The organism is Rathayibacter sp. VKM Ac-2929 (assembly GCF_022815495.1).
GTDB lineage: Bacteria > Actinomycetota > Actinomycetes > Actinomycetales > Microbacteriaceae > Rathayibacter > Rathayibacter festucae.
Genome location: NZ_JALGRV010000010.1, coordinates 14026 through 40623 on the forward strand (window position 1 = coordinate 14026; position 26598 = coordinate 40623).

Genomic DNA, 26598 nt, shown 5'->3' on the forward strand with positions numbered 1-26598 from the left:
CCGCCTCAGTGAGAGCCGCAGCGTCCGGTCCGAGGGCCCGGACGCTGCGGGACCGCTCACACGGCTACGGCACGACGGCGAAGCAGTTCCCGAACCATCGGGTAGGCGGTGAGGAATCCGAGGACGAGGCCGATCTGCATGAGGAAGAAGAACCGGATGTCGGTCGGAGCTGGCATGAAGTTCCCGAAATGCATGAGGAGCATCCAGCCGCCCATACCGATATCGAAAGCCACCACCGTCAGTGCCGCCGCCACCAGCGCCACCCCGGCACGTCGTCCCGCGGTACCGCGGGACACGGGTGCGGCGAAGAAGTACTCGAAGACGAACAGCAGCCCGATCGCCAGCAGGGCGATGACGATGATCAGCACCCACAGGTTCGTGCCGGCGATGGTCAGGCCGCTCGCCACGACGAGCGGCACCCCGATGAAGTGCCCGACCGTCGCCGCAGCACCACCGGGCGTGCTTCCCGCGACAGCGTCGCGGCTGAGACGACCATCCGACCCGACCTCGGAAGGCGAGGACGGGGCGGAATGGTCCCTGCCCCATCTGCGGAACGCCCAGACGGCGGCCGGCCCCAGAAACAGCGCCGCGACGGGCCACACCAGGTTCATCGCACCGTTGCGTTGACGGTGCCGCCGACCGACGATCTCGTACAGAACCACGATCGCGCTCAGCACTCCCAGCGCGACGAAGAACCAGGACACGGGTGTCAGCCAGTCCGGGAAGGCAGGTTGCATGGACGTCATATCCATCATGTCGTCATTCATTGTCTTGGTTTCCTTTTCAGCTTCAGGCATATGAAGAATTCATAGCCGTGTAGTGGGTAAGAGGTAATTGGTTCCGCCGCGGTTGGCGAGGCAGGGCGGATGTTCTCGTTATGAGGACGGGCGCAGCACCGTCCAGGTGAGGCCGTAGTCGCGGCTGGCGACGATGCCGCGGTCATCGGCGGCGAGGACCCATCTCTCCTCGCCGTCGACGATCGCGAATGCCTCCGGGGTTCCCGTGAGAGTTCCGTGGCTCTTCCAGCCGCCGTCGGCGGTGCCCGTCCACACGGTTCCGTCGACGTCGACGCCGACCAGTTCGCCGGTCGCGCTGCTTTCCACGAGGTACAGCGCTGGAGCGTCGGGAACAGGCTGGAATGTGATCCCGGCGTCGTCGCTGACCTGCAAGCCCGTCTCGGTGGTCGCGAACACCCGGTCGGGGCGTTGCGGATCGGCGCTCAGATCGCGCAGCGCCAGTTGCGCCGTCGACGTCCAGCTCGTTCCCGAGTCGTCGCTGCGACGGATCGTGGCGTCACCCGCGTCATATCCGTAGACGCGGGTAGCTGTGTCGGTGAGGGCGACGGTTGCGAGGTCGTGGAAGTCCGTCTCCCCGCTGAGGGAGAGCGGCTCCCATGTCGCGGCCGCGTCGGTACTGCTGATCAGGCCCAGGTTGGGTCCTGCCGCTGAGCTATCCGCGGGGTCGGGATGCCCGGAGGCATAGAACACACCCTCCGCGGTGATCGTGAATCCCATCGTGTCCTGCGCCCGCCCACCGATCGGCCCCGTGCCCGAGCTTGCGTCGACACTTGCAGGAGGGGTGGTGGGGTAGGTGTCGGGGAGGGCGTCGGTGGGGATCACCCACACTCCCGAGTGCGCAGCCGCATAGGTGAGCCCCGTCACCGGATCCCAGCCCAGCCCGTGCACGTGCTCCAACTCGCCGTGTTCTGACGCAGGCGCGCCCGTCTCCTGACCTGCCGTGGTGGTGCAGCCGGTGAGCAGGGCCACCGTCAGGATGACGACGACGGCCCCCCATGCGGGCGTGGCATGCGACTCAGCCAAGACCGACCCCCAGATCGCTCATGAAGCCTTCCGGGTCCACGGGGCTGCCGTCCACGCGCGTCTCGAAGTGCAGGTGACAGCCGGACGAGGCCCCGGTGGAGCCCACGAGTGCGATCAGGTCGCCGGCGGCGACCGTGTCGCCCACATTCACGAGCAGGTCGCTGTTGTGCGCATAGCCGGTCTCGATGCCGTCGCTGTTCTCCAGCAGGACCCAGTTGCCGTAGCTGCCGGCGTACCCGGCTTCCTCGACCGTGCCGCCGGTCGCCGCGACCACGGGGGTTCCGCAAGGGGCGGCGAGGTCGGTGCCCTTGTGGAACGCGCTCACTCCCGCGACCGGAGCATCCGGGCGAGGACCGAACGTGCTTGAGATGCGGCCCGCGACCGGCACCCGCCAGGCAGCAGCCGCGATACCGCTGTCCTCGATGGACGCGGCGGAATCTTCTGATGCGTCGTCCACGAGTTCCGTGGCGACGGCGGCGGTCACCAATACTTCGGGTTTAGCTTCGGCGCCGAACGCGTCCCGGGTGACGGTGAGCTGCACCGCGCCGGCCGCGACGAACGTCTGCGGCTGCACCTCGCTCGCGGCGGCCAGGGCCGCGGTCGTGGTCGGGGTGCTCTCGACGGCGAACGCGGGCATCGAGGAGGTCACCGCGATCATCGTGACGAGAGTCATCGCGGACATCCCAGCCAGACGCGGCCGCATCGTGGCCGTGCCCGGCGGGATCGGTCGCGGACGGGCCGCCGCGCGCGCGGCCTGCTGCAACGCGTGAGCGTCCGCGCGGGAGGGCGCCGTGTACGTCACCCGGCGTCCGAGCGTTAGCGCGGCCTGCCGCGGGGACGTTTCGCGGGTGCGGGTTCGGGTGCGGTGCAGGTCACGGCGGCGCGGGTCACTCATCGACGCGGCGTTCACCGGGCAGTTCCCGACCGAAGCGGACGAGGGTGAAGAGGAATGTGGTGCATGGGAAATGTTTCTGGTTCGAGCGCCCTCGACGGGCGCGAAGAAGAAAAGGGGCGGGGATCGCCAGGTACGGCGACCCCCACCGGGGCGCGGCGGTAGCGCGCGCGCTCGGGCGCGACGCAGCAGCGCTGCGCCCGCCCAAGAGAGGGAAAGGGGTGGAGAGGGGAGACGGGTCAGCGGGACGCGAGGAGATCCTGCATGGTCGCGATCTCCTCCGTCTGCGTCTGCACGATCATCTCGGCCATGTCGATCGCGTCCGCGTTCTGGCCCTCATCGACCTCGGTCTGCGCCATCTCCACGGCACCCTCGTGGTGCATCATCATCTGCTCAAGGAACAGCTTCTCCGCCTCGGCGCCGGTCGCGCTCTCCAGCGCAGACATGTCCTCGTCGGACATCATCCCGTCCATGCTGTGGTCCATGCCCGACATCGAGCCCTCAGCACCCCACGCGCTGATCCACTCCTCGAGCTGAGAGATCTCCGGCCCCTGCGCTTCCTTGATCTGCGTCGCCAGGTCGGTCACCTCGGTGCTGATGCCGTCCTTCGCGAGGATCATGTCGGCCATCTCCACCGCCTGCTCGTGGTGGGGCTTCATCATCTGCGCGAACGTCACGTCCTGGTCGTTGAAGTCCTCCGCCGACGACGCGGACGACGAAGACGGTGCGGCAGACGCGGACGAGCTGCTGTCGCTCATCCCCTCCATGCCGCTCGTCCCGGAGGAGCTGTCCGAGCAGGCGGAGAGAGTGATCGCGGTCGCCAGAGCGAGAGTCGAGGCGAGAAGAGTGCGCTTGGTGTTCATGAGTGTCGTATCCGTTCAGTCGGTTGCAGAGAGTCGCCGGAACCGCACCCTGCGGGCGCGGTGATGAGGTCGCAGCGGACGCTGCGACGACAGGGCGAATCAGGTACGACTGATCGACAACACCGTCAACGACGGCAGATACACGTGGAACCTCGCACGCGGCACCAGCCGCGCCAGACGAGGACCGGCGTCCAGCACGCGTGCGAACAGCGCCGGCACCCGGGCCAGGAGGATCAGGGAGGCGAGGAAGAAGACGATGACGCACGTCGCCGCCATCAGAGCGCACCCCATCGCGCAACTGTCATCACACGGCACCATCGGCACGACCGCGCCCTGATCGGCGCCGGCCGCAAGAGCCATCCCGCCCGTCGACGCAGCTACCGGGTCGGCGTGAGCATCGGTCTGCGCGTGCGTGTGTCCTGCGGACAGAGAGGCGTCGGAATGGCTGCCCATCATGGAGTGCATCGCGAACACGCCCAGCAGCAGAGCGGCCAGCGTCAGCACCACGACCACCGCGCGCGTCAGCGGCGTGGACAGCGAAGAAACGACGTTGCCGCTCATCATCCACACCTCCGAAACCGCACGTCACTCGTTCGAAGGCATCAGAAGGGACACCCACGCATACCCCCCTAGAGTATGCAGAAAGCAGCCGGAGCGGCTGAAAAGCCCCTCCGTACCCGTCCGCCCCGCGCAGCAGCGGACGAGCTGCACCAGCACCAGGGGGATGAGGACACCGTGACCGAGCAGACGAGCGAGCAGGCCGATATCACCGGCGCCCACGGCTACATCTCCGACAAGGACCAGTACCTCCGTCGGCTGCGCCGCATCGAGGGACAGGCTCGCGGTTTGCAGAACATGGTCGAGGACGAGCAGTACTGCATCAAGATCCTCACCCAGATCTCCGCGATGACCAGCGCCCTCGAATCCGTCGCACTCGGTCTCCTGAACGACCACCTGAATCACTGCGTCCTCGAGGCCGCTGCCGCCGGCGGCGACGACGCGAAGATCAAGCTGCAAGAAGCCTCTGACGCCATCGCGCGGCTCGTCCGCTCTTGACCTCCAGCGCTAGTTGACCCGTCTGCAGATCGCCCCGGGACGTTGAATCTTGGGAAGTGAACCCGAGACCCGTCCGGAATGGACGCGGCACTCGAGCCTCGCGCGTTCAGGGTGTGATGTTGCACTCCGATGCTCACCGATTGCGCGCCGCCGCCGCGAGCCCACACCAACCCACGGCGTCCTGGACCACGAGTAGTGGCTCGTTAGGCTCGGCGAATGATCGATGCCCGCCCTCGTCCAACGCGTCGTCGGTGGCCGGTCGTGACTGCCGTCCTTGCGGCGGTATTCCTGTACGCGACGGTCGTGCTGACGTACGCAGGAGGGATTCGGGACTCCAGCGAAGCCTGCGAGACGGTCATCGCGGGCGATGACCCCGTCACGGTGAAGCTGCAGCCGGCAGAGGTGAACGCGGCCCGCCAGCGGCTGGAGTTCCAGATGACCCTGGTGCCGTCGGAAGGCCTCACCTCCTCCGATGGATACACGGCCACCGAGACGATCAGCCTGGTGACCTTCCCGGTCGACGGGGCGAGCGTCCTGACGTTCCCATCGGGCGAGGTACTCGAGAGCTCGGTGCAGTCGGACTACGCCGAGGGAACCGTCGAAGAGTGGCCCTTCGACAGCTACCGCGCCGACCTCACAACCTTCGCCTTCACCGGGGAAGACGACCATCAGGACGGCCACGAGCACACCGCTCTCCCCACCCGGGTCTGCCTCGACAACGCTGTGCCCGGATGGCAGTTGCACACCGGCACGATCGACCACCCCGCGAACACCGTGCCCACCGCTGACGGCAATCGACCGCTGCCCTCAGTGGAGATCACCGCGACCCGCTCGGCGAGCACGGTCGCCTTCGGGATCGTGCTGCTCGGGCTGATGGCGGTCACCCCTGTGCTCGTCCTGTTCGTCGCCATCAGCGCCTACACCGGCCGCCGGAGGGTGGAAGCCACCCTCACAAGCTGGATCGGCGCGATGCTCTTCGCGGTCATCCCGCTGCGGAACTTCCTCCCCGGCGCGCCCCCGGTCGGCTCCTGGATCGACTACCTCGTCGTGCTGTGGGTGATCGCAGGGCTCGTCACCGGACTCGCGATCTACATCGCGGCCTGGAACCGCTGGGGACACGGGGCTACCTCCGGGAAGTCGAGAGTCTTCGCGCCGGACAGTCCCTGAGATGCGACACGACGATCAGCAGCAGGATCCGCGCGAGCATCAGCAGCAGCGCCGTTGCAGGCAACCGGTCGGACGCGCCGCCGGCAAGCGCCCGCGAGGACGATGACGTGGCCAATGCTCGGCGTCAGCCGCACCAGCAGCATCCCGGACAGCAGAGCAGGACTGTCTGTAGCTCGTAGGGGAGACGAGATATAGACTGTCGGGGCCCGGGGCGTTGAGCCTAGGGAAGTGAACCCGAGACCCGTCCGGAATGGACGCGGCGCTCGGGTTTCGCGCATTCAGGGCGTGATGTCGATCACGTTGCTGATCATCGATTGCGCGCGCCGCCGCCAGTCGCCGCCGCGAGCCCACGCCCACCCCACGGCGTCTGGGATCGCGAGCAGCGGCTCGCTGGCCGCGGACTCATGCCAGTACTCCAGCGTGCCGACACTTCCGGAGCGGCGGGTCGCCTCGATCATGCACTGCTTGTCGCGCGCGACCAGCGTCTCATCACGCTCGAGGCAGAGGCGCCCTCCGGCGGGGCCGATGGTCCCGACGAGTTCCTCGAGGCAGCGTCGACGGCGGACAACCTCGCTGCCGAGGTCCCGCGGAGCGCGGAAGATCGTCACCGTTGTGTCCAGGGTGGCGAACGTGTCGAGCAGGAGCCGCTTTCGAGACTCGTTCTCCTGCTTCATGTGAAGGCGAGACTGCCCGGGAAGAAGCAGAGCGCGGACGGCCCGCCGAGATTCCGCAATGTCACGGGGAACGATCGCCGCTGCGATCAGCAGATAATCCTTTGCTTTCGACTCGTCGACGAAGACGGAGGCGGCACTCACGTCTCGTCCTCGGGAGGCCAGTCGATCTCGAAGTAGCCGGTCCTGTCGCGTCCACTGCCTGCCCCACCCCACAGCGTGACGATCGACCGTCCGAACTCATGCGGATCGACGGCGTCCTCGCCATCGAGGGGCGCCTCGATCGTGAACGTCAGCATGTTGCCCGGCTCGTTGATCATCGGAGGAGGAGCGGTCACCGTCGAAACGATCGACCTGCCAGCGATGCGGTAGTCCCGCACGAGCCAGACGAGCCATTCCGTGACCAGCCACCCGTCACCGGAGGGGCCAGCGGAGAAGATGTCGACGTGGCTGTCAGCCGACTTGATCCCCCACCAGAGAGTCCAGACCGGGCGCCCTCGGCGCTCGTCGATCGTCGCGGATGCTCTGATGCCGGGCATGGCATTGAGAAGCCTGCACGGCCACCGCAGCACCGCAGGAGTGTGCGGGTCGTCCTCCTCCGCCTCATTCGTGACGGGGGGTCGGGACCTCTCCAAGCCCGCCAACTCACTGAGGTATTTGGCGCGCTCGAAACCATCGTGGATCTTCCACCAGTGGTCATCGTCCGAATCGAACTCGGCCGCCTGGTACCACTGGCCAGACAGCTTGGCGATGATATGGGCAAGAACACCGACCGCGGTCGTACTCGCGAGCATCGCCTCCGCATGGGCGACGTCGGCATCTTCCTGGCTCCCGGCCTTGGCGGCGAGGACAAGGTCACGCAGCATCTCCAGATCGGCGCGGCGATACTCCGCCGACGCCTGCGAAACGGTCTTCGCGCTCACTCCCAACTCGGCCGCGACACTACGTCCCGTCGCTCCCGGCTTGAGCGTCGCCTCATAGATCGCCCGCCGCCGCACGACAGCCAGCTGCGAGTGAAGTCCCCGCACCTCTTCCCCCACGCGCACGCATTCACTCGCCCGCTCGACCGGATCCGGGATCGCCGACACGGACGCGACGAGTTGCCGCAACAGCCCATCTGCATCGCGCTCTTCGGTCTCGGCCACAACACGACACTAGCAGGACGTTACCCCTGGGGGGAACGCAAGAACCGGCAGGAGTAACTTCGCCGGGATAGGTGGCCGCAAGCCGTCTTCCGCTGGTGGCTTGGCATCAGCACGTGACCACCCAGCCGGGGATGACCGTCCGATTCCAGACGTTCACCCCATAGGCAGGCGATGTCTACCCACTCAGGTCCCTCACAGCGGTGTGCTTGGAGGTGCCCCTTTCGGGGCTCCCCCATATCTTCAAGGAGAACACGACGTGACCCGACTGTTCCGCTCCGCACCCCGCGGACGTTCCGCGGTGGCCCTCTCAGCCGCCGCACTGATCTGCGGAGCGGCCCTCGCCGCTCCGAGCATCGCCACCGCCGCCGGCAACGCCGACTTCAGCACTACGGGCGGAGCCGCCCGCATCTCCCCGGTCGACGCCGACCTCTCCGACTCGCTCCGCGCCGAGATCAAGGAGCAGGACGCGAAGAACGTCATCCTCCTCATCGGCGACGGCATGGGCGACTCCGAGATCACCATCGCCCGCAACTACGAGTACGGCGCCGCCGGCCGCCTCCCCGGCATCGACGCCCTCCCCATCACCGGCCAGTACACGACGTACTCCCTCTACCGGGCCGACGACCCGGCCACCGGCGCCGTCAAGGGCGCTCCGGACTACGTGCCCGACTCCGCCGCTACCGGCAGCGCGTGGGCCACCGGCACCAAGACGTACGACAACGCGGTCTCGGTCGACATCGACCAGGAGCGCCAGGACACGCTGCTCGAGATCGCCAAGGCCAACGGCCTGAAGACCGGCAACGTCACCACCTCCGAGGTCCAGGACGCGACCCCCGCCGTGCAGGCCGCGCACGTCGACGCGCGCAGCTGCTACGGCCCCGACAGCCCCACCTGCGGCAACGACGCGCTCGAGAACGGCGGACTCGGCTCGATCAGCGAGCAGATCCTCGGCACCCGCGCCGACGTCACCCTCGGCGGAGGCTCCGCGAGCTTCGCGCAGGTCGCGAAGGCCGGCGACTGGGCAGGTCGGACCCTCTTCGACCAGGCCGCTGACCGCGGCTACCAGGTCCTCGGCGACGCGACCACGGCCGGCACCGCCGCGCAGCTCGAGGCCCTGACCGCTGCCGACCAGGACGCACCCGTCCTCGGTCTCTTCGGCGCGGGCAACCTCCCCGTCCGCTACGCACCGACGCCCGCCACGGTCGGCGGCGGCGACGCGGCCCCGCAGACCTGCGTCGCCAACCCCGCCCGTCCCGCCGAGCAGCCCACGCTGCGCTCGATGACCGAGAAGGCGATCGACCTGCTCAACACCGGCGACAAGGGCTTCTTCCTCCAGGTCGAGGGAGCCAGCATCGACAAGCAGGACCACGCCGCCAACGCGTGCGGCCAGATCGGCGAGACCGTCGACCTCGACGAGGCCGTCCAGGCCGCGCTCGCCTTCGCGAAGGCCGACGGGAACACCCTCGTCATCGTCACCGCGGACCACGCGCACTCCAGCCAGATCGTCGACTCCACTCCCCCGACCTCGCTCAGCACCGCGCTGAAGACCGCCGACGGCAGCACCATGAAGGTGTCCTACGGCACGGCCGCCGAGGGCGGCTCGCAGCAGCACACCGGCTCGCAGCTGCGCATCGCCGGCTACGGACCCGGCGCGGCGAACGTCGCCGGCCTCACCGACCAGACCGACACGTTCTTCACCATCTCCAACGCGCTCGGCCTGGACCGCGACATCCGCAACCTCAGCTTCAACGCCACCGCGAGCCTGTCGGGTACGTCCTTCACGCCCGGTGAGGAGATCACCCTCACCGCGGCCGACTTCAACGGCGACACGCAGCTGATCGGCTCCGCACCGCTGTTCACCGACCGGACCGCGACGCGCGACCTCATCGACGGCGGCCTCACCGTCACCGCGAAGGCGCCCACCACCCCGGGCGACTACTCGGTGACCGTGACCGGCGATCAGACCGGCAAGGCCATCACCCTGCCCTTCACCGTCACCGAACCCACCAAGACGACCACCACCAAGGAGAAGGCCGCGGACATCGCCGGCAAGGTCCTCGAGCAGATCCGCAACCGCTGATCCGCTGATCCCACCTCGCCCGCTGCTGCGGCGCGTGGACACGAGAAGGGCCGCCCCTCGAGGGCGGCCCTTCTTCGGTTTCCCGCTCGGAGCTCAGTCCTTCACGGGCACGCGGATGATCAGCCCTGCGGCGACGGCGATGCCGATTCCGATCAGGTGCAGCGAGGACCAGATGACGTCGGGGAACGCGAACGGAAGGACCGGGTTCCACAGGGCCACCATCGGGATCAACCCGATCAGCCACCACCATGCGCGAGCCTGGATCGCAAACCAGGACATCACCGCGGCGAGGGTCGCGACGGTGTAGAGCACGAAGACGTACTCGTCGGTGCCGACCAGCGCGAGACCCGCGAGCAGGACGATCGCGAGGATGATCCCCGGCGCGAGAGCCATCTTGGCCCTGCTGCGATCGGGGTACCGGGAGGTCTGGGTCCGCAGAGAGTTCTGAGGGGTGCTCGGGCGAGGAGCGGTCGCGTTCCTGGGACGGCGCCGGCGTTTGTTCGGTCGGCTCATCCGGCGATCCTATGTCGGCCGCAACAGTACACCGTCCCTTTCCTAGCCCCCGGAGCGCACCGCTCACATGACAGCGCTTGCTGTATGGTCAGCGTATGCTGACTATTGCTTCGCGTGTGGACGTCATGAACCGGTTGGGTCGGGCGATGGCGGATCCGACCCGTTCTCGGATTCTGCTCTCTCTCATCGAGCAGCCGGGTCATCCGGGCGAGCTGGCCGAGTCTCTGGGGCTGACGCGCTCGAACGTGTCGAATCATCTGACGTGCCTGCGCGGGTGCGGGATCGTCGCGGCGATCCCGGAGGGTCGGAGTACTCGGTACGAGATCGCGGATCCGCATCTCTCGAAGGCGTTGCTGGCGATGCTGGATGTCGTCTTGGCGGTCGAGGACGGCGTCGAGTGCGCGGACGAGAACTGCGATGTCCCGCTGTGCTGCGGGGTGTCCGAGTGAGCGCGGAGTGCTGTGGCGGCGACGAGCCGACCACACCGCGCCGCCCTCTGGTGGTGCGTCCTCGTCGCACCGAGGACACGTGCTGCGCCGTCGACGACGCGCCGGTCGCCCTGACACTCGGCGCGCGTCCGACCGAGCAGACCGGGCATCACGAGCATGAGACTGCCGGTCACGAGGCAGCCGGTCGCGACGACGAGCACGACCATGGCGGCGAGCCGGAGGAGTCGGTGCCGTGGTGGCGGGACCTGAACGTCGTGATCCCGGTCGCGGCCGGTGTGCTGCTGCTCATCGGGTACGTCCTGGAGTGGACGGGATTCGAGCTCGCGGGAACGATCGTGCTCGGCACGAGCCTGGTCGCGGGAGCGTCGACGTTCGTTCCCGGCGCCGTGCGGCGGCTGCTGCGCGGGAAGCTCGGCGTGGGTCTGCTGATGACGATCGCGGCAGTCGGCGCGGTCCTCCTGGGGCATGTCGGGGAAGCGGCGGCGCTGGCGTTCCTGTTCTCGATCGCGGAAGCGCTCGAGGACCGCGCGATGGACAAGGCCCGCGGTGGCCTGCGCGCGCTCCTGGATCTGATTCCGGACACCGCGATCGTGTCGCGTCTGCACGGCGAGGTCACGATTCCCGCCCGCGAGTTGCGGGAGCTCGACATCCTGGTCGTCCGCCCCGGCGACCGGGTCGCGACAGACGGAGTGGTCGTATCCGGGCGCAGCAGCGTGGACACGTCCGCGATCACGGGCGAGTCGATCCCCGTCGAGGTCGGTCCCGGTGACACGGTGCCCGCAGGGGCGATCAACGGCGGCGGCGCCTTACAGCTGGAGGCCACGGCCGCGGGGACGGACAACTCCCTGACCACGATCGTGCACCTGGTCGAGCAGGCCCACGCCCGCAAGGGCGATCGCGCCCGGCTCGCGGATCGCATCGCCAAGCCCCTCGTCCCGGCCGTGCTCCTGCTCGCCGCCGGAATCGCCCTGTTCGGCGTCCTTATCGGAGACCCGACTACGTGGACCGAGCGGGCCCTCGTGGTCCTGGTCGCGGCGTCCCCGTGCGCTCTGGCGATCGCAGTGCCGGTGACGGTCATCTCCGCGATCGGCGCGGGCAGTCGCTTCGGGCTGATCATCAAGTCCGGGGAGGCGTTCGAGCGCCTCGGTACGGTGCAGGTCGTCGCGTTCGATAAGACCGGCACTTTGACCGCGGGCCGCCCGAGTGTCACCGACGTCGCGACCGCCCCCGGCGTCGCCCGCGAGGACGTACTCGCGGTCGCCGCCTCCCTGGAAGCGCACAGCACCCACCCGCTCGCCGCGGCGATCCTCGCCGCATCACCGGCACCGGCGCCGATCGAGGATGTCACCGAGCATCCCGGCGACGGCATCACTGGCACCCTTGCGGGGACCCCGGTCCGGATCGGCAGCCCCCGCTGGATCCCCGGCGCGCTGACCGCGCAGAGGGAAACGATGGAGGCCGCGGGAATGACGGCCGTCGTCGTGGAACGCGCCGGCAGTGTTCTCGGGGTGATCGGGATCCGGGACGAGCTCAAGCCCGAGGCAGCCGAGACGATCGCGGAACTCAAGCGCCACCACATCGGCGCGCTCATGCTCACCGGTGACAACACCCGCACCGCGAGTGCACTCGCCGCTCAAGCAGGGATCTCGGAGGTGCGTGCGGAGCAGAAGCCCGCCGACAAGGCGGCCGCGATCGAGCAGTTCCGCCGGCACCGGCGAGTGGCGATGATCGGGGACGGCATCAACGACGCTCCCGCGCTCGCGAGCGCGGACGTCGGGATCGCGATGGGCGCGACCGGCTCCGCCGCCGCAATCGAGTCCGCAGACGTCGCGTTCACCGGCACCGATCTTCGCCTGATCCCCGCCGCGCTCCTGCACGCCCACCGGGGCCGGCGGATCATGACGGCGAACCTGGTCCTCGCGCTCGGCGTGATCATCGTCCTATTCCCCCTCGCGCTCTTCGGGGTCCTGGGCCTGGCCGGAGTGGTCCTGGTGCACGAGCTCGCAGAGGTCGTCATCATCGCGAACGGAGTCCGAGCCGCCCGCCGCGGTAGCCCGCTCGTGTCCGCGAAGGCAGACCAGGACGCGACCAGCCGAGCTCTGAGTTCGAGGTCATGACCGGGACCCTCGAGGCGGCAAGAGGCCTTCGGGTGAGGCCAGTACCCTGTTGCGGTAGTGGCAGGGCGCGACTCGGCGGTCCTGCCGCTCCAGCGGACGGGTGATGTGATGACGACGCGCAGCTCGCGGACCGTCCGCGGTGTCATCGCCGCGCTCGTCGCGACGTTCGTCGCCCTTTTCTCTCATTCCGTCGCCGACGGAACGGCTCCGAGCCGTGTCGGGGTGCTCCTCGCGCTGGCGTTCGCGGTCCCGGTCTGTGTCGCTCTCGCCGGGCGCCGGCTGTCGCTGGTCCGGCTGAGCGTCTCGATTCTCTCCAGCCAGTTCGCGTTCCATGCGACGATGATGCTGGGAAACCCGGACACCATCCCTGCTCCCCGGTCGGGCACGGTCTCGGCGGGGCACCACCAGGACGCGAGCGTGCCCGTCCTGGATCTCGCGACCTCGGTAGCCCACACGGACCACGACACCGTCATGTGGGGAGCGCACCTGCTCGCCGCGATCGTGACGATCTTCGCGCTTCGCCAGGGTGAGCGGGCGTTCTGGAGCATCCTGGCCCGGCGCCGATTCGAGACGGTCCGGGCGCTCCTGGCCGGCCCGAGCGAGCCGACGCCGCGCCGTGAACTACCGGCATTCAGTTCGTCCGCGCGCACACGTCCGCGGCTCGTGTCCTTGTCCGTGATGCGGCATCGGGGTCCGCCGGTCGCTGCTGCCTGAGCGCAGCCACCGCCGCACCTTCTTCTCACCCTTCTCGGGACGCTTCGGCGCGCCCGCATCACGGAAAGCCTTCCTCTTGTCGACACGAACCACCCTCACCGCGGTGACCGCGATCACCGCCGGCATCGCCCTGGCGCTGGCCGCGCCGCTCACGGCGACCGCGCACGTCAGCATCACCCCGAACACGGCCGATCCGGGCGCGTCGGAGAACTTCACCTTCAAGGCCGTCAACGAATCCGAGACCGCCGTGACCACGGCGGTCACCGTGTCACTGCCGACCGGCACCCCGATCGTGTCGGTGCGCTACCTGCCCACCCCGGGGTGGAGCACGTCCGTCGTGGAGAGCACACTGCCGGAGCCGGTGTCCGTCGGCGGGAACGAGATCACCGAAGCGCCGACCAGCATCGTCTTCACCGCCGAAGCGGGCAGCGAGATCCAGCCCGGTCAGTTCATGCAGTGGACCGTCTCGCTGGGTCCGATCCCGGAGACGGGGAGCCTGCTGCTGCCGGCCGTGCAGTCGTACAGCGACGGGACGAGCGTCGACTGGGTCTCGACCGCGGAAGAAGTCGAAGCCGACGCCTCTCTGAAGTCCGCTCCGGTGCTCTACGTCCAGGACGAGCCGGCTGAGGACCACCACGCAGGATCGGCCGCTACCGATCCTGCCGACGCGGACGCCGCCGCGGCGACCACCGAGGCGCCGGGCGTGGAGGCCAGCGTGGCTCTCGGGCTGAGTATCGCGGCCCTGCTGCTGGGAGTCGTGGGCGCCGCGCTGGGCGCGATCGCGCTGTTCGGCCGGAAGCGGGCGCGCGGATGACCCGTCGCTTCGCGGGGCGGGCCGCGATCGCGACGGCCGTGATGCTGCTGCTCGGTGTGGCCGCGGCGACCCCCGCGGCCGCCCACGACTCGGTGCTCGAAAGCAGCCCCGCGCCGGACGCGACGGCCGCGGAGGTAACGAGCGTGTCCTTGACCTTCAACGACACGCTGCTGGATCTGGGAGGCACGAACACCGCGTTCGCGATCCAGGTCATCGGCCCGGACGGCCGCTACTACTCGGAGGGGTGCGTCGCCTTGGACGGATCCTCGGTCTCGGTGCCGGCGGCTCTGGGCGCGGCGGGCGAGTACGAGGTCCTGTGGCAGGTGGTGTCCTCCGACGGTCACCCCACCTCCGACAGCTACACCTTCGACTACGCGCCCGACGCGGCAGCCTCCGCCGCTGAGGGAACGGAGACGGCGCCCCGCTGCGGAAGTGACGGCGAGAGCGACACCACGACCGACGCGGCACCCGCCGCCTCCTCCGGGGACGGGTTCGACGCGACCGGGCTGCTCGCTGGGTTGTCCATCGGAGCCGCAGCGATCGCGGTCGCCACGGCGGTCACGGTCTTCGTGATCGGCCGGATGCGACGGCGCAGTTGACCTGCGGGTCCGCCTCGTCCCGTCGGGGCGGGCCCGCCTTCGCGATCGACCGACAGAGGAGGGCACGCTGATGACGATCCCGCCGATCCTCTCGCGCCTCCCGGACGCGCCACCCTCGATGGACACCTTCCTCACGGTGTCCGCGAGCGCGTTCTGGTTCTGGGGGCTTCTCGGCATCCTGCTGGCCGGCGTCTACGCCCTCGGGGTCGCGCGGCTCCGGCTGACGCGGCGGCGGTGGCCGTGGTGGCGCGCGGGGAGCTTCCTCGCAGGGTGCGGACTGCTCGTGGCGACGATGGCCAGCGGGCTCGAGGACTACGGCCGGGAGATGTTCTCGGTGTTCATGTTTCAGCAGCTGACGCTGATGATGGCCATCCCGCCGCTTCTCGTCCTCGGCTCACCCGGCACGCTTCTGCTGCGGACGACACCGCACCGATGGCCGGGACGGATGGTGCTCGTGACCGCGTTGGGTCTGCTGCGCTCGCGCGCCGTTCGGGTGCTTCTTCATCCGGGGTTCACGATCCCGCTGTTCCTGCTGCTGTTCTACGGCCTCTACTTCAGCGATCTCGACGATCTCCTGCTGGACAGCGCGGCCGGTCACCTCGCGGTGGAGGTGCTGTTCCTGGCGGCGGGAGTGGTGTTCGCCGTTCCGCTGCTGTCAGCGGATCCGCTGCCGGTACGGCAGACGCATCTGGGGCGGATGTTCGACCTGTTCGCGGAGATGCCGTTGCATGCGTTCTTCGGGGTCATCGTGATGATGTCCGCGACCGCGTTCGTGGGTGCGTTCCAGGCTCCCGCGTCGTGGGGAGTGGACCCGATCGCGGATCAGCAGATCGCCGGCGCTCTCGCCTGGTCGTACGGCGAGCTGCCGAGCCTGCTGATCGTGCTGCTGCTCCTGGTGCGGTGGCAGCGTGACGACACCCGGGCAGCTCGCGCCGCCGACCGCGCTGGGGATGAGCACGGAACCCCTGACCTGGACGCCTACAACGCCTACCTGCAGGAGTTGAACCGGCGAGGAAGCGACCCTCAGACACCCTCCCCGCGCTGACGCAGGCGCGTGAGCGTCAGGAGAGCCCCGGTCAGCAGTGGTGCGAGCGCGCTGAGCGCGATGGCACCTCCGATGAGGGTGCGCAGGGACATCGCCGGGGTGACGGCAGCGCTCAGAGGCACCGTGTCGGTGAACGCGCCGGGCGTGAACGCGGGGATCCGGGCTCCGGTGGACCCGTCGGGGAGGATCGTCTGGCTCTGCCCGACGGTCGAGACGTTCACGATCGCTCGTCCGGTCTCGATCGCCCGGACGCGGGCGATCGAGAGCTGCTGCGCGGACTCGTCGGTGCGCCCGAAATCGGCGTTGTTGGTCTGCGCAAAGATGACCTGTGCGCCTCCAGCGATCATCTCGTCGAAGAGATGGTCATCGACGATGTCGAAGCACAGCGACACCCCGGCGATGGTGCCTGCGACGGCGACAGCCGGGGAGAGTGCACCGATCTCGTAATCGCGTTGCACGAGACCGATCAGATCCGGTGCAAGGCGTGACCAGAACGCGCGATCGGGAACGTACTCCCCGAACGGCACAGGATGCTTCTTGTCGTAGAGACCGTCGGGACCCTCCGGAGTCCACACGAGGGAGCTGTTGTAGTAGCGGTCATCGCGACGGGTGATCGCGCCGATGACCAGGGGGGCGTCGAGGGTCTCGGCGAGCTCGGAGAGCCGGCGCGCTGTCGCCGGGTCGGCGAGCGGGTCTTCGTCCATGCTGTTCTCCGGCCACAGCACGACATCAGCGACCCCCGCCTCCCGCGGGGTCGCGTCGATCTGCGCGGACAGCAGCTCGCCGGGTCCTCGCCGGTCGAAGTAGCCGGCGGGTCCCGCGCCCTGCACAGCGGTGACCCGCAGCTGCCCGGTCGGCGCCGCTTCCCACACCGGCACCGCCACCCATACGAGCGCGATCGCCGTCGCCGCCGCTCCGAGCGCAGCGGGCCGGTCGGGCAGGAACTGTCGCAGCTGCAGCAGGAAGGTGAGGCACGCGACCAGCACGAAACTGAATCCGGACACGCCGACCCAGGCGATCAGCGGAGCGAGCGGGCTCTCGGACTGCGAGTAGGCCAGGCGGCCCCACGCGAAGCCGCCGTACGGCCAGGACCCGGCGATGACTTCCCTCGCCACCCATACGCCCGCGACGCCCGCCGGTAGCAAGAGCAGCCGCCCCGCTGGGGTCGGCCAGAACCGCTCGATCGAAGACCACATCAGGGTAATCGTCGCTGCACCGGCCGCGAAGAACGCCGCCTCGAGAAGCGACAGGGCCAGCCACGGGACAGGGCCGAGGTACTCCGAAGTCCATGAGACGTGGGTGAGGTAGAACACCGTCCCCGTGACAGCGCCGAGCAGAGCGCCGACCCGGACCGTCCGGCCGCGCAGCAGCGCCAGCAGCAGTGCGACGCCGAGGAGAGTCGCCGGCCACAGACTCAGGCCGGGGAATCCGGCATCAATGAGCGCACCGGCGAGAGCCGCCGCGCACAGCGCGGCGGCGCCGACTCGGGTTACCGCCGGCTGAGGACGCCGGCGACCGGTTGGTTGACCGCTCACTCCGTGGTCGGCGGTTCACCGCCGGACCCGGCGGGGCGCGGTGCTGCCTGGCGGACGAGGAAGAGGACGACGACCGCGAGGAGCGCGAAGAACGCCAACGCGATCCCGACCAGGACGATGGTGGGGATGGGAGCTTCGTAGGGGGCGAACAGCGACTCCGGCGCTCCCGACGCGGACGTGTCGCCGCCGCAGACGGGAGGCTGGGAGACGCCGGTCTTCGCCACGGCATCCGCAGGCCGGTCGTAGGTGAAGCCGTACTCGGCGGTGGAGACGTGCCCGTCCGCGGTCACGATCTTCGCCGCCACCAGGTAGCGGCCGCTCTCCCCCAGCGCGACACCGGTCGTCACCGATTCGGCGTCGACCTCGGCGCAGCCGTTGGAGTAGAACAGGTCATCCCCTTCGCGTACCACCTGCACGAGCGAGACGTTGTTCGTCGGGTCGGAGCCCACCTCGTGCCCGAACGTCAGAGTCACCTCCGAGGGCGCCACGGTCACCGTCGCATCCGCGGACGGGCTGCTGGATTGCACGCCGGTGTGAGCCGCTGCGGGCGCGACGGGAAGGACCAGGCCCAGCGTCGCCGCTGCCGCCAGAGCGACGCCGAGCAGGACGGGGCGGTGCAGTCGGGCGGGGAGAGGGAGCGGCATCAGAGTCGTCCTGTTTCATCATCGGGGGGCGCCCCCGGGGAGGGAGACGAGGAGACGGGAGCGACTGACGATCCGCCTCGCTGATGATCTTCGAGCCTGAACCTCGTAGCCGCCGCCAGCTGTTCTTGGTACGCTACGTCGAAATTTGCCTGCTTACACCGCAGGCTTCTTCGACGCCACCGGAAAGATGCCATCGTGACGAACCTGCAACCAGACGCCTCGCGCGCTGGTGTGCAGCGAACCCTCACGCTGCTCTTCCTCGTCGTCCTCACCGCGCTCGCGCTGCTGCTCGGGCATCCCCTCGAGCGCCTCCACGACGCGGTCCCCGCCGACACCACGGTCGCCGCTGCCGCGACGACGGCGGGGGACGCCGAGGTTCTCACCTCGAGCGTGACAGCGCTCACCGATGCGGCGACGCTCGGTGGTGTCGCTGAACTGTGCGCGCTGCTGGCGGTCGTCTGCGCGGTCATCGTGATCGTCGTCGCCCTCGCCGCCCGCGCACGGCCCGGGCAGGGCTCCATCGCCAGCACGGCACCGCCGGCATCCGCACCGTCGTTCTTCACGACCGCTGCACGAGCACGGCTGAGCCTCTCCGCCAGCTGCGTCCCTCTTCGGCTGTAGGCCGTCGCCGCCGATCTGAGCCCCGTCTCGATCGGCGCGCACTTGCGCGCCCGCGACACGGAGTCAGGTCACGACGACCGACCTCTCGCCGACCCTGGACGTGCAATGCCCCTCTCTTCCTCCGTTCCCCCGCCCACCCCCGGAACCCGCCGCGCCGCCATCGCGCTCGAACACCGAACCCGCCCGCCCCGTCGCCGACCGGCCCGTCCGACGCCGCAGCCCCAACCAATCTCCCGCCGAGTCCTCCCGGCGGCGGCCGCGTTCTCCGCGATCGCGCTCGCCACCGTCATGGCCCTCCCGGGCACGCTGCTGCCCGCCTCCAGCGCGGCCGCCTCGCAGACCCCGGGAGTCGCCGCCGCGGTCAGCGCGCAAGCCTTCGTCGCCTCCGACCTGCCTGACAGCATCGTCATCCGCGACAACTTCACCGCCGCCGCTGCACCCGCACGCATCGTCGAGGTCACCACCGAGACGACCGGCGCCATGGACGCCCTCGCCGCGACCGACGACGATTCGGAAGCAGCGACCGAGACCGGATCCACGGCGACCGAGCTCTCCAGCGGCTCCGTGCGCTGGCCCTTCCCCGTCGGCGTGCGCATCTCCGATGACTACGGCCCCCGGGCGGCGCCGTGCAGCGGCTGCTCCACCTTCCACAAAGGCCTGGACATGACCCCCGGCGCCGGCACCCCGATCAGCGCCGTCGCCGACGGCGTGGTCCGCGAGACCGGCGAGACCGACACCGGATTCGGCAACTACGCCGTCATCGACCACGTCGTCGACGGCGAACTCGTGAGCACCCTCTACGCCCACATGGAGTGGGGATCCCTCACCGTCTCCGAAGGGCAACCCGTGAAGGCCGGTCAGCGTCTGGGCGCCGTCGGCTCCACCGGCCAGAGCACCGGCCCCCACCTGCACCTGGAGGTGTGGGCGGGCGGCACCGACCCCATCGACCCCTACGCCTGGCTCTCGAACAATGCGGGATAGAACCGCACCGCGACCCACCGACAAATGCAAGACTGTTCATATGTTCATTCATGCAGTTATTGAGGGTGGTGCTCGTGGGATCTGATCACGCTCACGGGTCCGCCGTGTCCGCCGCCGGCAAGCACCGCCGGCCCCTCGTCATCGCGTTCTGCCTCACGGCGGCGTACATGGTGGTCGAGTTCGTCGTCGGGTTCTCCGTCAACTCGCTCGCGCTCATCTCCGACGCCGCCCACATGGGCACCGACGTCCTCGGGCTCGGGATGGCGCTGGCGGCGATCACGCTCGCCTCCCGCCCCGCGACCTCACAGCGCACCTACGGCTTCTACCGGCTCGAGGTCCTCGCGGCGTTGGCGAACGGGATCCTGCTGTTCGCGGTCGCCGGGTACGTGATCTTCGAGGCCGTGCAGCGCTTCTCCGAACCGCCCTCGGTCCCGGGAGCACCACTGCTGATCACCGCGGTGATCGGGCTGATCATCAACCTGATCAGCTTCCGGCTGCTGATGGCGGGATCGAAGGAGAGCCTGAACCTCAAGGGCGCCTACCTCGAAGTGATGGGCGACCTGCTCGGATCCGTCGGCGTGATCGTCGCCGCGATCATCCTGCTCACCACCGGCTGGCCGTACGCGGACCCGATCATCGGTGTCGGCATCGGACTGTTCATCCTGCCCCGCACCTGGAACCTCACCCGCCAGGCGCTGCGGATCCTGATGGAGTCCGCTCCCGACGACGTCGACATGCCCGCCATTCAGCGCGACGTCCTCGCCGTGCCGGGCGTGGTCGCGCTGCACGATCTGCACGTGTGGACCATCACCTCCGGGATGGACAGCGCGAGCGGGCACATCGTCCTCGAACGCGGCGCCGACTACGAGAAGGTCCTCGCCGGGGTCCTCGTCGTCCTCAAGGACACCCACCACATCGAGCACGTCACCATCCAGTGCGAGCCCGAAGAGTTCTCCGAGACCACGAACCTGATCTAGGCACCGATGAGCACCGACACCCCCGACTCCCCGCCCGCAGCGCCCGTCACCGCGCTTCCTGTCGACGCGATGCCCTCGACCTCGATGATCGAGGATCTCGCCGACGTCTTCGGGCTCCTCGGCGATCCCGGACGCCTGCGGATCCTCATCACCCTGCTCCCCGGCCCCCGCACCGTCGGCGAGCTCGCCGAGCACAGCGGCCTCAGCCCCTCCGCGACCTCGCACGCGCTGCGGCTGCTGCGCTCGCACCGCGTCGTCGAGGCGCACCGTACCGGCCGGAACGCGTCGTACACGATCGCCGACGAGCACGTGCGCGAGTTCCTCGAACGCGGGCTCGAGCACATCGGTCACACCGTCCTCGTGCACACCCTCCCCCGCACCTCCCACACCGAGACCGACGAGCGCTCCGCCACGGACTGCTCCCGCGAACCCTGACCCGAGCATCCCCTGCTCCACCGTTTCTGCCGACCTCCGGCCTGACAGAAAGCACCCCATGAAAACCAGCACCAAGGTCAACCTCATCGCGATCGGCGCCGTCGTCCTGATCGTCGCGGTCATCGCGGCGATCACAACGTTCCGCCCGTTCTCGCCCTCACGCGAGGAGGTCGCCGCGACGACCGCGGTCCTGGAGGAGAACACCCACCGTCTCGACGTCGCCGAGAACGGGGAGGTGACGTTGGTGGAGTTCCTCGACTTCGAATGCGAAGTCTGCGGGCAGGTGTACCCGACCATCGAGGAACTGCGGGAGGAGTACGCCGGCCGGGTCACGTTCGCGACCCGCTACTTCCCGATCCCCTCGCACCGCAATTCGAAGAACGCGGCGATCGCGGTCGAGGCCGCCGCGCAGCAGGACCGGTTCGAGGACATGTACGACCGGATGTTCCAGACGCAGGCCAGCTGGGGTGAGAGCCAGGACTCCAAGGCCGACGTGTTCCGCGGCTTCGCCGAGGAGCTCGGGCTGGACATGGCCCAGTTCGACGCCGACGTCGCTGACCCGGCCACCGCCGAGCGCGTCGATTTCGATTTCCAGGCCGGTCAGGACCTCGGAGTGCAGGGCACCCCCACCATCTTCGTCAACGACGAGGCGATCGATCTTCAACGACTCGGCGACATCAAGGCGGCCCTCGACGCCGCGCTCGCCTCGTGACCGGCGTCCCGCGACGCACCCTGCTCACCTTGCCGGTGGTCGCGGCCGTCGCGCTGGCCACGACCGGCTGCGCCCAGGATGAGCTGTCGGAGCAGTACCGGACCGGGTCGAACAAGAACTACGTCGCCGGCGACGGGACCGTCGTCGAGTGGCCGGCCGAGACGCGAGGCGAGCCGGTGGAGTTCACCGGGCTCAGCGAGACGGGCGAGACGATCACGGCCGAGGACTACCGCGGGACGGTCCTGGTCGTGAACTTCTGGTACGCCGCCTGCGCCCCCTGCCGCGCGGAGGCACCCGATCTGCAGGCGCTGTTCGAGCAGTACACCGGGCAGGGTGCTGAGTTCCTCGGCGTCAACGTGCGCGACCAGGCCGACACCGCGGCCGCCTTCGCCCAGACGTACGGCATCACTTACCCCTCGATCGTCGACGTCGACGCGGCCGCGCAGCTCGCGTTCTCCGGGAAGTTCGCTGCGAACGCCGTCCCCACCACCATCGTCCTGGACGCGGAGGGGCGTCCCGCGTCCCGCATTCTCGGACGAGTCACCGCCCGCTCCATCCTCGACACCCTCATCGCGGACACGATCGCGGAGTCGGCCTCGTGAATTGGAGCGAGACCGTCTTCGCCGGCCAGCTGCTGCTCGCCGCGCCCATCGCGATCCTCGCGGGACTGGTGTCCTTCGCGTCTCCGTGCGTGCTCCCCCTCGTTCCCGGCTACCTCGCCTACATCGGCGGGAACCCCGACCTCGCCACCGGCAGCCGCCGCCGGCTGCTGCTCGGGGTGGGACTGTTCATCAGCGGCTTCGCCGTCGTGTTCACCGCCTACGGCGCCGCGTTCGGTGCCCTCGGCACGTGGCTGCTGCAGTGGCAGGACGTGATCACGCGGATCCTCGGAGCGTTCGTGATCCTCATGGGCGTCGTGTTCATCGGACAGATCCGCTTCCTGCAACGCACCATCAAGCCGCGATGGAAACCCGCGACCGGCCTGCTCGGCGCCCCCCTTCTCGGCGTCGTCTTCGGCCTGGGCTGGACGCCCTGCTTCGGCCCCACCCTCGCCGCGATCTCCGCCCTCAGCCTCGACGGCGCCTCCGCCGGCCGCGGCGCCCTTCTCGGGCTGCTCTACTGCCTCGGCTTGGGGATCCCGTTCCTGCTCATCGCCCTCGGCTTCTCCTGGGCGAGCACCGCGACAGCGTTCCTCAAACGCCACATCCGCACCATCAACCTCCTCGGCGGAGCGCTGCTCATCCTCATCGGCATCGCCATGCTCACAGGCCTGTGGACCGAGGGGATCTACCGCCTCCAGAACCTCATCAACGGCTTCGTCACCCCCATCTGACCCCGCCCATGACGCACCCCCACCGGACCTCCCCGATCGACGAGACGAGCCACCCCGCAGTGCCCAGCACACACACCGCCCTCGACGCCGCACCGCAGCGCCCCTCACGGACGACCCGCGTCGCGCTGATCCTCGGCGCGCCCCTCGCAGCCGGCGCCGCACTGCTCGCCCTCGCCGCGACCGGCGCCCTGGACCCCGATCGGCTCCTCATCGACCCCGGCGTCGTCGCGACCCGCGGCCTGCCCCTCGCCCGCGTCCTGCACGACCTCGCCGCGACGCTCACCGTGGGCCTGCTCCTCGTCGCCCTTCTCCTGCCCCGCTCGAACCGTCCCGGGGACGCGGTCCGGGAGACGGCGATCCAGTGGGCGTCCTGGGCGGCGGCCGCCTGGGTCCTCTCCGCCGCCGCGGTCCTCGTGTTCACCGTCGCCAACGCGATCGGCGCCCCCGTCAGCTCCCCCACGTTCCCCGCGCAGCTGTGGTTCTACATCACCCAGCTCGAGCTCGGTCAGGTCCTGCTGCTCTCCCTCGCCGCCGCCACGGCCGTGCACGTGATCACCCTGCTCACCCCCGACCGGGCGTGGAGCATCGCCGCGTTCGCGCTCGCCCTGTTCGCGCTGCTCCCGCTCGCGTTGACCGGTCACGCGGCCGGCGCCGACGAGCACATCAACGCCGTGAACAGCCTCGCCGTGCACCTGATCGGGGTAACCCTGTGGGCTGGAGGCCTGCTCGGCGTCGCCCTCCTCGCCCGACGCCTCGGCGCGGCCCTGCCCGACGTCGCCGAACGGTACTCGCGGGTCGCCGGGTTCGCGTTCGCCGCCGTCGCCCTCTCCGGGATCATCAACGCCTCCCTCCGCCTCTCCGACCCCACCGATCTCGCCACCCCCTACGGGACGCTGCTGATCATCAAGACCACCGCCCTGCTGGCACTCGGGGCTATCGGCGCGTGGCACCGCACCCGCGTGCTGCCCAGCCTGCGAGTCGAGAGCCGGCGTCGCCGGGCGTTCCTGCGCCTCGCCGCGGTGGAGCTGGTGATCATGGCCGCCACGATCGGCGTGTCCGTGGCGCTGTCTCTCTCTGAGACCCCGATCGGTGACGCGACGGTGAACGATCCCCGCCGCAACCTCCTCGGCTACCCCTACCCTGACCCCGTCACCGTCGGCCGCCTGTTCACCTCCTGGCACCTGGACTGGATCGGCCTCGCCGCCGCCGTGACCGTGGCCCTCTGGTACCTGCGCACCCTCACCCAGCTGCGCCGCATCGGACGCACTTGGCCTCTCCGGCGCACGATCGCCTGGTGCGCCGGCGCTGTCGTGCTGGTCTGGGCGACGAACGGTGGACCCGGCGTCTACGCGCAAGTGCACCTCAGCACTCTCCTCGGACAGCACCTGCTTCTCGCCGCCGTCGTCCCCGCGCTGCTCGTCGCCGGGAGACCGGTCGACCTTCACCGCGCGAACCGCGCCGCACACCTGCCGCCGTTCACTCACGCCCGCGCTTCACGCCGGCCCGGGATCCTCGGGCAGGTGCTGCGGCGGCCCAGCGTCGCCGTGGTCCTGTTCTTCGCGAATCTCGCCGCGTACTACGGCACTGACTGGCTGCAGTGGTCGCTGTTCTTCTACCAGGGGCGCGCCGCGATCATCGCCACCAGCATCACCACAGGGCTGCTGCTCGCCACCGCCCTCTCCCGTCGCCCCGGACGCACCAGCGACGCCATCGAGCAGCTGCTCACCCTGCTCGCCACCGTGGCCGGATTCCTCATCCTCGGCTGGACGCTGCGCGACACCGACAGCATCCTCGCGCCGTCGTGGTGGATAGCGATGCTCTACCCCGATGACGCCGTCCTCTTCGATCAGGGCCGCGCGGGCGCGGTCGCCCTCATCGCCGCCACCGTCACCGCCCTGGCCACCAGCGCACTCCTCAACCTCGCTCGACGACCCCGACGCACGACGGAGGCCTCCGCATGACCCGCCACCACCACACCCCGCGCCGCAGGGTCAACCGCTTCGCGGTCTCCGCGGTCGCCCTCAGCGTCCTGCTGGCCGTTCTCACTCCCGCTCCGGCGATGGCGGCGGAGTATCCGAGTTGGGAGGACGTCGAAGCGGCTCGCTCCAGCGAGACCAGTAAGCAAGCGCAGATCGGGGAGATCACCGCCCTGCTCACCGAACTCCGCGACAACGCCGACACCGCGCGCAGCACTCAGGACGCGCGCGTCGCCGACTACGAGAAGGCGCAGGCGACTCTCGACGAAGCCACCTATCGAGCCGACGAGCTCCAGACCGCCGCGGATGAGGCGAAAGCCCTTGCGGAGCAGTCCCGGAAGCAGGCCGGTCAGCTCGCGTCCACCCTCTCCCGCGCCGGCGGCACGAACCTCACTCTCGCGCTGCTGACCAGCGCCGACAGCGGCAGCCTGCTCGATCAGCTCGCATCGATGACCAAGCTGACAGAGAAGACCGACGCGATCTACACGACCGCCCGTACCGACTCCAACACCGCCACCGCCCTCACCGCTCAGGCAGAGATCGCCCGCGACGCTCTCGCGGATCTCGCGGCCGCCGCGGACGCCGCTCTCGCCGACGCGATCGCCGCGCGCGAGGCCGCCGACACCCGAGTGCAGCAACAGCAGGACTACGAAAGCACCCTCCGCAGCCAACTCGCCGTCCTCACCGAGAACCGCGCCGCGACCGAAGCCGACTACCAGACAGGCGAGGACGCGCGCCGCGCCGCGGAAGCAGCCCGCGCAGCCGAGGAAGCCGCCCGCATCGCCGCCCAGGCCGAAGCCACCCGTATCGCCGAAGCTGCCCGCGCCGCAGCGCCAGCCAGCAGCACTCCGGCCGGAGGCACCGCACCCGCAGGTGGCGGGGCGCCGGTCACCGGCCCCTCCTCCCAGGGATGGGTGAAGCCCGTCTCCGGTCGCATCAGCAGCCCCTTCGGACCCCGCCCTCAACAACCCGTCGCCGGAGTGAACCCCTTCCACTACGCGACCGACATCGTCGCCAGCTGCGGAACCCCCGTCGCCGCCGCCTCCAACGGCACCGTCTCCTACTCAGGCGCCTTCGGCAGCTACGGCAACTGGGTACTCCTGGATCACGGCAACGGGATCCAGACCGGCTACGCCCACAACTCCACCCTCCTCGTCGACGCCGGACAAACCGTCACCGCGGGCCAGATCATCGCCCTCGTCGGCACCACCGGAGCCTCCACCGGCTGCCACTCCCACTACGAAACCCGCACCGGCGGCGCCCGCGTAGACCCCGAACTGTTCATGCGAGCCCGCGGCGTCACCCTCGGATGACCGCCTCACGCACCGACGCGGCCCACACACGTTCACTGATGTCGCCCCCGCGGCGACGTCAGTGAACGCGGCTGCAGCGCCTGGTCCGTATTCGGGTTACCGACCGGGCACTGCAGCCGTGTCCCC

At 69.4% G+C, this 26598-nt stretch carries 28 protein-coding genes; 18 read left to right on the plus strand and 10 right to left on the minus strand.

Translation table 11 applies throughout. The features are described from left to right. Nucleotides 1–56: 56 nt before the first annotated feature. From MT355_RS20735 to MT355_RS20755, 5 genes are all read right to left on the minus strand, one after another. The gene (locus MT355_RS20735; protein WP_104349544.1) at nt 57–797 is read right to left on the minus strand and encodes a DUF4396 domain-containing protein; all 741 of its coding nucleotides are present in this window, start codon (nt 795–797) and stop codon (nt 57–59) included. A gap of 78 nt (nt 798–875) precedes the next feature. After that, the gene (locus MT355_RS20740; protein ID WP_243600999.1) at nt 876–1766 is read right to left on the minus strand and encodes a F510_1955 family glycosylhydrolase; all 891 of its coding nucleotides are present in this window, start codon (nt 1764–1766) and stop codon (nt 876–878) included. A 46-nt stretch (nt 1767–1812) separates the two neighbouring features. Next, nucleotides 1813–2730, minus strand: coding sequence for a M23 family metallopeptidase (locus MT355_RS20745; RefSeq protein ID WP_243601000.1), 918 nt, complete (start codon nt 2728–2730; stop codon nt 1813–1815). A gap of 221 nt (nt 2731–2951) precedes the next feature. Beyond that, nucleotides 2952–3575 carry a DUF305 domain-containing protein gene (locus MT355_RS20750; protein WP_104349541.1) on the minus strand — a complete coding sequence of 208 codons (624 nt, stop codon included), beginning with the start codon at nt 3573–3575 and terminating at the stop codon, nt 2952–2954. A 99-nt stretch (nt 3576–3674) separates the two neighbouring features. Next, entirely contained in the window at nt 3675–4136 is a 462-nt protein-coding gene (locus MT355_RS20755; RefSeq protein WP_243601001.1) for a hypothetical protein, read from the minus strand. A 174-nt stretch (nt 4137–4310) separates the two neighbouring features. Here MT355_RS20755 and MT355_RS20760 point away from each other — a divergent pair, with 174 nt between their 5' ends. Next, nucleotides 4311–4631 (plus strand): metal-sensitive transcriptional regulator, encoded by a 321-nt coding sequence (locus MT355_RS20760; RefSeq protein ID WP_308197450.1) that lies wholly within the window; start codon nt 4311–4313, stop codon nt 4629–4631. Nucleotides 4632–4892: 261 nt separating this feature from the next. Further along, nucleotides 4893–5798, plus strand: a complete 906-nt coding sequence (locus tag MT355_RS20765) for a DUF4436 family protein (RefSeq protein WP_181068103.1) — start codon at nt 4893–4895, stop codon at nt 5796–5798. Nucleotides 5799–6076: 278 nt separating this feature from the next. Here the strand turns inward: MT355_RS20765 and MT355_RS20770 are convergent, their stop codons facing one another. Both MT355_RS20770 and MT355_RS20775 read right to left on the minus strand, forming a co-directional pair. After that, nucleotides 6077–6613 carry a hypothetical protein gene (locus tag MT355_RS20770; protein ID WP_104349537.1) on the minus strand — a complete coding sequence of 179 codons (537 nt, stop codon included), beginning with the start codon at nt 6611–6613 and terminating at the stop codon, nt 6077–6079. Next, complete coding sequence (locus MT355_RS20775; RefSeq protein WP_146076629.1) at nt 6610–7614, minus strand: hypothetical protein; 1005 nt, start codon at nt 7612–7614, stop codon at nt 6610–6612. Before MT355_RS20775 ends, MT355_RS20770 begins: the two co-directional genes overlap by 4 nt. A gap of 256 nt (nt 7615–7870) precedes the next feature. Here MT355_RS20775 and phoA point away from each other — a divergent pair, with 256 nt between their 5' ends. Then, a complete protein-coding gene (phoA, locus tag MT355_RS20780; RefSeq protein ID WP_243601002.1) occupies nt 7871–9694 on the plus strand; it encodes an alkaline phosphatase in 1824 nt (607 codons plus the stop codon). 93 nt (nt 9695–9787) lie between these two features. Here phoA and MT355_RS20785 read toward each other — a convergent pair whose 3' ends face one another. After that, a complete protein-coding gene (locus MT355_RS20785; protein ID WP_243601003.1) occupies nt 9788–10087 on the minus strand; it encodes a DUF6804 family protein in 300 nt (99 codons plus the stop codon). Nucleotides 10088–10302: 215 nt separating this feature from the next. Here MT355_RS20785 and MT355_RS20790 point away from each other — a divergent pair, with 215 nt between their 5' ends. The 6 genes from MT355_RS20790 (at nt 10303) to MT355_RS20815 (ending at nt 15945) form a co-directional block, all read left to right on the plus strand. Then, nucleotides 10303–10656 carry a helix-turn-helix transcriptional regulator gene (locus tag MT355_RS20790; protein ID WP_243588129.1) on the plus strand — a complete coding sequence of 118 codons (354 nt, stop codon included), beginning with the start codon at nt 10303–10305 and terminating at the stop codon, nt 10654–10656. A gap of 227 nt (nt 10657–10883) precedes the next feature. Further along, on the plus strand, nt 10884–12773 hold the full coding sequence (locus MT355_RS20795) for a cation-translocating P-type ATPase (RefSeq protein ID WP_243601031.1): 1890 nt from the start codon (nt 10884–10886) through the stop codon (nt 12771–12773). 108 nt (nt 12774–12881) lie between these two features. Beyond that, complete coding sequence (locus MT355_RS20800; protein ID WP_243601004.1) at nt 12882–13487, plus strand: hypothetical protein; 606 nt, start codon at nt 12882–12884, stop codon at nt 13485–13487. A gap of 76 nt (nt 13488–13563) precedes the next feature. Next, entirely contained in the window at nt 13564–14301 is a 738-nt protein-coding gene (locus MT355_RS20805; protein WP_181068102.1) for a YcnI family protein, read from the plus strand. Then, nucleotides 14298–14900 (plus strand): copper resistance CopC family protein, encoded by a 603-nt coding sequence (locus MT355_RS20810; RefSeq protein WP_243601005.1) that lies wholly within the window; start codon nt 14298–14300, stop codon nt 14898–14900. The genes MT355_RS20805 and MT355_RS20810 overlap by 4 nt, the downstream gene beginning before the upstream one ends. Before the next feature lie 70 nt (nt 14901–14970). Continuing rightward, entirely contained in the window at nt 14971–15945 is a 975-nt protein-coding gene (locus MT355_RS20815) for a cytochrome c oxidase assembly protein (protein ID WP_104349530.1), read from the plus strand. Here the strand turns inward: MT355_RS20815 and lnt are convergent. Both lnt and MT355_RS20825 read right to left on the minus strand, forming a co-directional pair. Next, on the minus strand, nt 15924–17480 hold the full coding sequence (gene lnt / locus MT355_RS20820) for an apolipoprotein N-acyltransferase (protein WP_243601006.1): 1557 nt from the start codon (nt 17478–17480) through the stop codon (nt 15924–15926). The genes MT355_RS20815 and lnt overlap by 22 nt on opposite strands. Beyond that, the gene (locus tag MT355_RS20825) at nt 17477–18124 is read right to left on the minus strand and encodes a copper resistance CopC family protein (RefSeq protein WP_104349528.1); all 648 of its coding nucleotides are present in this window, start codon (nt 18122–18124) and stop codon (nt 17477–17479) included. The genes lnt and MT355_RS20825 overlap by 4 nt, the downstream gene beginning before the upstream one ends. Before the next feature lie 231 nt (nt 18125–18355). Here MT355_RS20825 and MT355_RS20830 point away from each other — a divergent pair, with 231 nt between their 5' ends. From MT355_RS20830 to MT355_RS20870, 9 genes are all read left to right on the plus strand, one after another. Continuing rightward, nucleotides 18356–18745 (plus strand): hypothetical protein, encoded by a 390-nt coding sequence (locus tag MT355_RS20830; protein WP_243601007.1) that lies wholly within the window; start codon nt 18356–18358, stop codon nt 18743–18745. 288 nt (nt 18746–19033) lie between these two features. Next, on the plus strand, nt 19034–19726 hold the full coding sequence (locus MT355_RS20835) for a M23 family metallopeptidase (protein WP_243601008.1): 693 nt from the start codon (nt 19034–19036) through the stop codon (nt 19724–19726). 74 nt (nt 19727–19800) lie between these two features. Further along, a complete protein-coding gene (locus MT355_RS20840; protein ID WP_056045871.1) occupies nt 19801–20703 on the plus strand; it encodes a cation diffusion facilitator family transporter in 903 nt (300 codons plus the stop codon). A gap of 6 nt (nt 20704–20709) precedes the next feature. Then, nucleotides 20710–21138, plus strand: coding sequence for a helix-turn-helix transcriptional regulator (locus tag MT355_RS20845; protein ID WP_243601009.1), 429 nt, complete (start codon nt 20710–20712; stop codon nt 21136–21138). Nucleotides 21139–21196: 58 nt separating this feature from the next. Further along, nucleotides 21197–21850, plus strand: a complete 654-nt coding sequence (locus MT355_RS20850; protein WP_243601010.1) for a thioredoxin domain-containing protein — start codon at nt 21197–21199, stop codon at nt 21848–21850. Then, the gene (locus MT355_RS20855; RefSeq protein ID WP_243601011.1) at nt 21847–22452 is read left to right on the plus strand and encodes a TlpA disulfide reductase family protein; all 606 of its coding nucleotides are present in this window, start codon (nt 21847–21849) and stop codon (nt 22450–22452) included. The genes MT355_RS20850 and MT355_RS20855 overlap by 4 nt, the downstream gene beginning before the upstream one ends. Further along, nucleotides 22449–23183, plus strand: coding sequence for a cytochrome c biogenesis CcdA family protein (locus MT355_RS20860; RefSeq protein ID WP_132438434.1), 735 nt, complete (start codon nt 22449–22451; stop codon nt 23181–23183). The genes MT355_RS20855 and MT355_RS20860 overlap by 4 nt, the downstream gene beginning before the upstream one ends. Nucleotides 23184–23242: 59 nt before the next feature. Further along, complete coding sequence (locus MT355_RS20865; RefSeq protein ID WP_243601012.1) at nt 23243–25144, plus strand: cytochrome c oxidase assembly protein; 1902 nt, start codon at nt 23243–23245, stop codon at nt 25142–25144. Continuing rightward, nucleotides 25141–26472 (plus strand): M23 family metallopeptidase, encoded by a 1332-nt coding sequence (locus MT355_RS20870; RefSeq protein ID WP_243601013.1) that lies wholly within the window; start codon nt 25141–25143, stop codon nt 26470–26472. Before MT355_RS20865 ends, MT355_RS20870 begins: the two co-directional genes overlap by 4 nt. Nucleotides 26473–26598 lie beyond the last annotated feature (126 nt).

Coding starts and splice junctions, on each gene's coding strand:
- MT355_RS20835 (WP_243601008.1), top strand. CDS start 19,034: ATGGCCCTCCCGGGCACGCTGCTGCCCGCCTCCAGCGCGGCCGCCTCG.
- MT355_RS20845 (WP_243601009.1), top strand. CDS start 20,710: ATGAGCACCGACACCCCCGACTCCCCGCCCGCAGCGCCCGTCACCGCG.
- MT355_RS20755 (WP_243601001.1), bottom strand. CDS start 4,136: ATGAGCGGCAACGTCGTTTCTTCGCTGTCCACGCCGCTGACGCGCGCG.
- MT355_RS20825 (WP_104349528.1), bottom strand. CDS start 18,124: ATGCCGCTCCCTCTCCCCGCCCGACTGCACCGCCCCGTCCTGCTCGGC.
- MT355_RS20870 (WP_243601013.1), top strand. CDS start 25,141: ATGACCCGCCACCACCACACCCCGCGCCGCAGGGTCAACCGCTTCGCG.
- MT355_RS20815 (WP_104349530.1), top strand. CDS start 14,971: ATGACGATCCCGCCGATCCTCTCGCGCCTCCCGGACGCGCCACCCTCG.
- MT355_RS20735 (WP_104349544.1), bottom strand. CDS start 797: ATGCCTGAAGCTGAAAAGGAAACCAAGACAATGAATGACGACATGATG.
- MT355_RS20810 (WP_243601005.1), top strand. CDS start 14,298: ATGACCCGTCGCTTCGCGGGGCGGGCCGCGATCGCGACGGCCGTGATG.
- MT355_RS20790 (WP_243588129.1), top strand. CDS start 10,303: ATGCTGACTATTGCTTCGCGTGTGGACGTCATGAACCGGTTGGGTCGG.
- MT355_RS20750 (WP_104349541.1), bottom strand. CDS start 3,575: ATGAACACCAAGCGCACTCTTCTCGCCTCGACTCTCGCTCTGGCGACC.
- MT355_RS20850 (WP_243601010.1), top strand. CDS start 21,197: ATGAAAACCAGCACCAAGGTCAACCTCATCGCGATCGGCGCCGTCGTC.
- MT355_RS20800 (WP_243601004.1), top strand. CDS start 12,882: ATGACGACGCGCAGCTCGCGGACCGTCCGCGGTGTCATCGCCGCGCTC.
- MT355_RS20785 (WP_243601003.1), bottom strand. CDS start 10,087: ATGGCTCTCGCGCCGGGGATCATCCTCGCGATCGTCCTGCTCGCGGGT.